Below are 6,000 nucleotides of genomic sequence, written 5' to 3' on the forward strand. Positions count from 1 at the left end.
CATGAAAAAGCAGACGAAAGCCTTCACTGGCATTGCTCTTATGCTCATAATATGTCATCAAGTAGTCTCCACATAAGGGAAATAAATCAATGTCTGTCATTACGCGTTTCGCCCCATCTCCAACTGGATTCTTACATATTGGAGGGGCTCGAACGGCTCTTTTTAACTGGCTGTATGCCCGCCATCATGGGGGCAAGATGCTTCTGCGAATTGAAGATACGGATCGCGAGCGCTCAAAGGAAGAAGCCATCCTAGCCATCATCAACGGGATGAAGTGGATGGGATTGGATTGGGACGGAGAAGCGGTTTCTCAATTTTCTCAAAAAGAGCGCCACCAGGAGGTGGCTCAAAAGCTCTTAGATGAAGGCAAAGCGTACTATTGTTATGCGACCCCAGAAGAGCTCGACGAAATGCGTGAGCAAGCCAAAAAGGAAAAACGTCCCATGCGCTATGATGGACGCTGGCGGGATCGGGATCCAAAGGAGGCCCCAAAAGGTGTGGACCCCGTTATTCGCCTTAAAGTGGATCAGTCAGGCGAGACTGTGATTCAGGATCTGGTCCAAGGAGAGGTTAAAGTCTCCAATGTGGAATTGGACGATATGGTGCTGGTCCGTTCCGATGGGACGCCTACGTATATGTTGGCAGTGGTTGTGGACGATCATGATATGGCTGTTACCCACGTGATCCGTGGCGATGACCATCTCACCAACGCCTTTCGTCAGTTTCATATTTACAAGGCCATGGGGTGGGATATCCCAACCTTCGCCCATATTCCTCTCATTCATGGTCCCGATGGGGCAAAGCTTTCCAAGCGTCATGGTGCCTTGGGTGTGGAGGCCTATCAGGAGATGGGTTACCTGCCGGAAGCCCTCATGAACTATCTCCTGCGACTAGGCTGGAGTCATGGCGATGAGGAAATCATCTCTACAGAGCAAGCCATACAGTGGTTTGACTTCGATCATGTGGGAAAATCTCCTGCGCGATTTGATCTCCAAAAGCTTGAGAATCTCAATGGCCATTATATTCGTGAATCTAGCAATGAATCTCTCGTGGATCTTATCGTGCCTATCCTGGAATCAGAATTGGGAAAAGTGCTAACATCTGAGGCAAGAGATTTGCTGTTAAGAGGGATGGAAGGCCTTAAACAGCGCGCGAAAACCATCGTAGAGTTGGCTCAAAGTTCTGGATTCTATGTTTATGCTCAGCCCATTCCCTTAAACGAAAAGGCTCAGGCTATTTTGACGACTGAGGCAAAAGCCCTCATAGGAAAATTCGTGAAGGCGATCCTTGAACGAAGTCCTCGTTGGAATCACGAGGCTCTTTTGGAATTTGCGAGAGGTTTTGCTGAGCAGGAAGGAATAAAGCTCAAAGACTTGGCCCAACCCCTTCGCGCAGCCATTACGGGATCAAACGTGTCCCCAGGTGTCTTTGAAGTGATGGAAGTCCTGGGACAGGAAAAAAGCCTAGAGCGCTTGAGTCTTTAAGCCCTCATGTTTGCCTTTTAACCAATTGATAAGTCCTCCGTTTAGGAGAATATCTATTTGGCGTTTTGAGAGCTCATGTGTAAGTTTTATCTGTTTTCCGGAGCATTTGACAGTGGCTTCGAGAGCGTCTCCCATTGAAATTGCCCGATGGATGTTTTTGAGAACGAGGGTATCTCCTAGGCCTAGAGTGTCAAAATCTTCAGGACTCTCAAAAGTCACCGGCAGGACACCAAAGTTAACCAAATTTTGCCAATGGATGCGGGCAAAGCTTTTTGCAATGACGAGCCTGAGGCCAAGATAGCGTGGGGCCAAGGCCGCGTGCTCACGGCTGGAACCTTGGCCATAGTTATCTCCTGCAATGATGGCATGGCCGGAGGTCTTCTTTTGTTTTTCGGCGCGGGGTGCATAGGTATCATCAATTTGCTCGAAGCAAAACTCACTAATTTTTGGGATGTTACTTCGATAAGGGAGGACACGGGCCCCTGCGGGAAGTATGCCATCCGTCGAAATGTCATCTCCTACTTTCAGAAGAATAGGGAGCTCGAGCACATCTGGGAGGGGCTCCAAATGGGGAATAGAAGCAATATTTGGGCCTTTGATCAGTTCGACTTTGAGAGCCTCGTCGAGGGGCAAAGGACCTTGAAGGGTGTCGCGGTTAATGATCCGCTTTTCTGGTAAAGTTACCTTTGGATAGGCCATACCAAGGGAGCGGGGGTCTGTGATCTTTCCCATGAGGGCAGAAGCCGTAGCTGTTTCTGGGCTGCACAGAAAGACACTGTCTTCTTTGGTGCCCGAGCGTCCCGGAAAGTTTCGGGGAACGGTGCGGAGGCTATTTCTTCCCGTGGCCGGTGCTTGTCCCATTCCAATACAACCGTTACAGCCTGTTTGATGGAGGCGGGCGCCAGAATGGATAAGATCATTCAGGTGGCCCGAAGCAAGGAGGTCTTCCAAAATAATACGAGAGCTGGGATTAATATCAAAAGAGACCTGATCATGAACCTGTTTGCTTTTGACCATCTCAGCCGTAATGGCAAAGTCACGGAATCCAGGATTTGCCGAGGAACCAATATAGGATTGAGAGAGCTCTTCGCCTTCAATTTCCCGCACTGCTACCACATTGCCTGGGCTGGAGGGCTTGGCAATCATGGGTTCCAGTTGACTCATATCAATCTCATCATGAAGATCGTAGGTGGCTTCAGGATCGGCGAGCAGCTCTTTCCAATCTTCGGGGCGTCCCACACTTTGGAGATAAAGTTTCGTTTCTTCATCGGAAGGAAAGACCGAGGTGGTTGCGCCCAGTTCTGCCCCCATATTGGCAATCACATGTCGATCCATGGCTGTAAGGTGCTTTAGGCCAGGCCCATAGTATTCTAATATTTTACCCACGCCGCCTTTCACATTATGGCGCCTCAGAAACTCTAAGATCACGTCTTTTGCACTGACCCAATCTGGCAGGGATCCAGTCAGCTTAATGCCCATGATCTTTGGCATTTTCACATAAAACGGATGACCTGCAATGGCTTCGGCAACTTCTAGACCACCGGCGCCCATGGCGAGCATGCCCATGGATCCGGCCGCACAGGTATGACTATCCGAGCCGAGGAGGGTTTTACCAGGAACACCAAAGTTTTGCATGTGAACCACGTGACTAATGCCGCCGCCAGGTCGGGCGAACCAAAGGCCAAAGCGTTGACAGGCGCTCTGAAGGAAAAGATGGTCATCGGGATTTTTGCTGTCTTCTTGCAGCAAATTATGATCCACGTACTGGGCAGAGAGTTCGGTCTTGGCCTGTTGTAGATTCATGGCTTCAAGCTCGAGCATGACCAAGGTTCCTGTGGCATCTTGCGTGAGCGTTTGATCGATTTTGAGAGAAATCTCTGAACCAGCTGTCATCTCGCCCGCAAGGAGATGAGATTTGATCAATTTTTGGGCCACATTCATAGGCATTTTAAGGTCCCCCGGTCTGCTGTTCTTAGCAATTTTATTAGAATTTATGCTACAATATACACCATAAGAACGTGTTTCAAAAGGGAGGACGGGGAAACATTTCCATAAAAGGTGTGATTCTCGTTTATAGGGGTGTGCCTATGCAAAGACTCGACGGTAAAATTTGTTTGGTAACAGGAGCTGCGTCCGGTATTGGAAAAGCCATCTCAAAGCTTTTTGTTGAGGAAGGCGCTTTTGTCATTTTGACCGATATTCAAGCAGACAAAGGGAAAGCTTTGGCTCTTGAACTAGGTGGGCAGGCTATCTTTCTTTCCCAGAATGTTCGTGATGAAAAGAAATGGCAGGAAGTTATTGGCTATATCGAAAGTGAATATGGCCGTCTCGATGTTCTGGTGAATAATGCAGGCATCATTGGTTTGGAGGAAGGGCTTGGGCCACAAGATCCAGAAAATGCCACCTTAGAAGCGTGGCGGGAAGTGAATGCGATTAATGCAGAAAGTGTTTTTCTAGGATGTAAATATGCCCTTAAGGCCATGAAGAAACATGGCACTGGCTCAATTATCAATATTTCTTCTCGATCTGGCATGGTGGGAGTCCCCGGAATAGCGCCCTATGCGGCGAGCAAAGCTAGCGTTCGCAATCATACAAAAAGCGTTGCTCTTTATTGTGCGAGCCAAGGATACCAAATTCGCTGCAATTCTATTCACCCGGCGTCCATTCTAACACCTATATGGGATGCCATGTTGGGGAGTGGCAGAGAAAGGGACGAGAAAATAAAAGAGATGGCCAAAAACATTCCCCTTGGACATATGGGGCAGCCTGAAGATGTTGCCTATGCAGCGCTCTATCTTGCTTCAGATGAATCGAAATTTGTGACGGGAAGTGAGCTTGTTATTGATGGCGGTATTTTAGCGGGCAGTGCCGCGGCGCCAAAACCAAAAGGCCATAAGTAGCTTGTAGGAGGCGTTTCCTCTGAAAACGGTGTCACAGAGGAAACGGATAATGGGAACTAACCGTTTGTACGGGCAGCTCCAAGCTTTGAAGCAGTACCACCTGTACGGCTCGTAGAAGTCTTCTTTGAGCTCTTAGATGTACCTGTTCCGGTAGTCTTTTTTGATGAGTTCTTCGTGTTTGTTTTCGTACCAGTCGTTGAACCTGTACCAGTTGTACCTGTACCTGTTGTGTTTCTTGTTGTCATTTGACTCTCCTGATGTTTTTATTATTGAGCAAAGGCAGGCCTCACTCGTTTTTTCTTACCGTTTCATTGTAGCATAATTAGTTTACGGAATAAGTAGGAATTACTTGCACAAAATCATAGCATTACATTTTTCAGGGGATCTTTAGTGAGATATAGACGTGCTAGTAGGTCGAGGGGACGTCCCAGCAATCATCAGATTTTTGAAAGGTCGATCGCTTGCTTCTAAGAGCCACTCTCAACTTCGTCTAATATTTCCTGGAGCTTATGCATCATTTGTCGGAGTTTTTTCGAAAGGCTGGAGGATTTTTTGCTTTGGATATCTTGTTGTGCTTTTTGAGCGTAGTTGGCTTCAGGAGTTTTCTTTACAAGTAGAGGGTTATCCGTTGCCTCAACGCCTTTACGGCGTGCTTCAGCTTCTTGCTGACAAAACAGAGAAACAATGACACAGGTGACAAATAACGAAGCCGTTTTCATAAGAACATTCCTTTCTCAAGTCTAACGATGAAACTAAACCTTCTCTAGCAAATCCATCAACTTAAAGAAAGAGAAAAAAAAGGAGGATATATTGGAAAAACATGTTTTTTTGGGAGAAAAGTCTTTTCAAATAGTGTAGTTTTTATTCTAGTGGAAAAAGTTTTGTTCCTGTTCCAAGGGAAGAAAATTCTCAAAAAGTGAGCAAAAAGAAAAAGAAAGAGGAAAAAAGGGAGCGGATGCGTTGACAGAAGGTAACTTCCCCCCTATCTATTCAACGTTGAGAAAACGAATTGAGGTATAGATGCTAGCTGGACTTGCGAAAAAATTTTTTGGAACTGCCAATGAACGTTTTTTGAAGAAATATGATAAAAACGTAAAGGCTATAAATGACTTAGAGCCTGAACTTGAAAAGCTTTCCGATGATCAATTAAAAGCAAAAACCACCGAATATAAAGAGCGTTTGGCCAAGGGAGAAAAACTAGACTCTCTGTTGGTAGAAGCCTTTGCCACCGTTCGCGAAGCGGCTAAGCGGACGCTAGGCCAGCGTCACTTTGATGTTCAGCTCATGGGTGGAATGGTCCTCAACGAGGGTCGTATCGCCGAAATGGGGACGGGTGAAGGAAAAACTCTTGTGGCAACTTTGCCTTCCTATCTGAACGCCCTGACGGGTAAAGGGGTTCATGTGGTTACCGTTAACGACTATTTGGCGGCTCGTGACTCGAAGTGGATGGGGCAGGTTCATGAGTTTTTGGGGCTTACGGTCGGGTGCATTGTCAATGATTTGGATGACGAAGATCGACAAGAAGCCTATGGTGCAGATATCACTTACGGCACCAATAACGAGTACGGATTCGATTATCTTCGCGACAACATGAAGTTCCGTTTGGACGAGATGGT

At 47.0% G+C, this 6,000-nt stretch carries 5 protein-coding genes; 3 read left to right on the forward strand and 2 right to left on the reverse strand.

Annotated features, from left to right (window positions below; all coding sequences use genetic code 11):
• The first annotated feature begins 89 nt into the window (after positions 1-89).
• On the forward strand, positions 90-1,484 hold the full coding sequence (locus HOL16_04490; GenBank protein ID MBT5389950.1) for a glutamate--tRNA ligase: 1,395 nt from the start codon (positions 90-92) through the stop codon (positions 1,482-1,484).
• Here the strand turns inward: HOL16_04490 and HOL16_04495 are convergent.
• Positions 1,464-3,425, reverse strand: a complete 1,962-nt coding sequence (locus HOL16_04495; protein MBT5389951.1) for an aconitate hydratase — start codon at positions 3,423-3,425, stop codon at positions 1,464-1,466. The genes HOL16_04490 and HOL16_04495 overlap by 21 nt on opposite strands.
• Before the next feature lie 140 nt (positions 3,426-3,565).
• On the opposite strand from HOL16_04495, the gene HOL16_04500 reads away from it, so the two are divergent.
• Positions 3,566-4,384: a glucose 1-dehydrogenase gene (locus tag HOL16_04500; GenBank protein MBT5389952.1), complete on the forward strand. Its 819-nt coding sequence runs from the start codon at positions 3,566-3,568 to the stop codon at positions 4,382-4,384.
• A gap of 467 nt (positions 4,385-4,851) precedes the next feature.
• On the opposite strand, the gene HOL16_04505 is transcribed toward HOL16_04500, so the two are convergent.
• The gene (locus tag HOL16_04505; protein ID MBT5389953.1) at positions 4,852-5,103 is read right to left on the reverse strand and encodes a hypothetical protein; all 252 of its coding nucleotides are present in this window, start codon (positions 5,101-5,103) and stop codon (positions 4,852-4,854) included.
• 301 nt (positions 5,104-5,404) lie between these two features.
• Between HOL16_04505 and HOL16_04510 the strand changes: the two genes are divergently transcribed.
• Positions 5,405-6,000 (forward strand): preprotein translocase subunit SecA (locus tag HOL16_04510; GenBank protein ID MBT5389954.1); only part of this gene is annotated, 596 nt, incomplete at its 3' end.

Source organism: Alphaproteobacteria bacterium (assembly GCA_018662925.1).
Lineage (GTDB): Bacteria > Pseudomonadota > Alphaproteobacteria > 16-39-46 > JABJFC01 > JABJFC01.

Bases quoted from the DNA above. Each gene is read 5' to 3' on its own strand.
- HOL16_04490 (MBT5389950.1), top strand. From the start codon at position 90: ATGTCTGTCATTACGCGTTTCGCCCCATCTCCAACTGGATTCTTACAT.
- HOL16_04495 (MBT5389951.1), bottom strand. From the start codon at position 3,425: ATGAATGTGGCCCAAAAATTGATCAAATCTCATCTCCTTGCGGGCGAG.
- HOL16_04505 (MBT5389953.1), bottom strand. From the start codon at position 5,103: ATGAAAACGGCTTCGTTATTTGTCACCTGTGTCATTGTTTCTCTGTTT.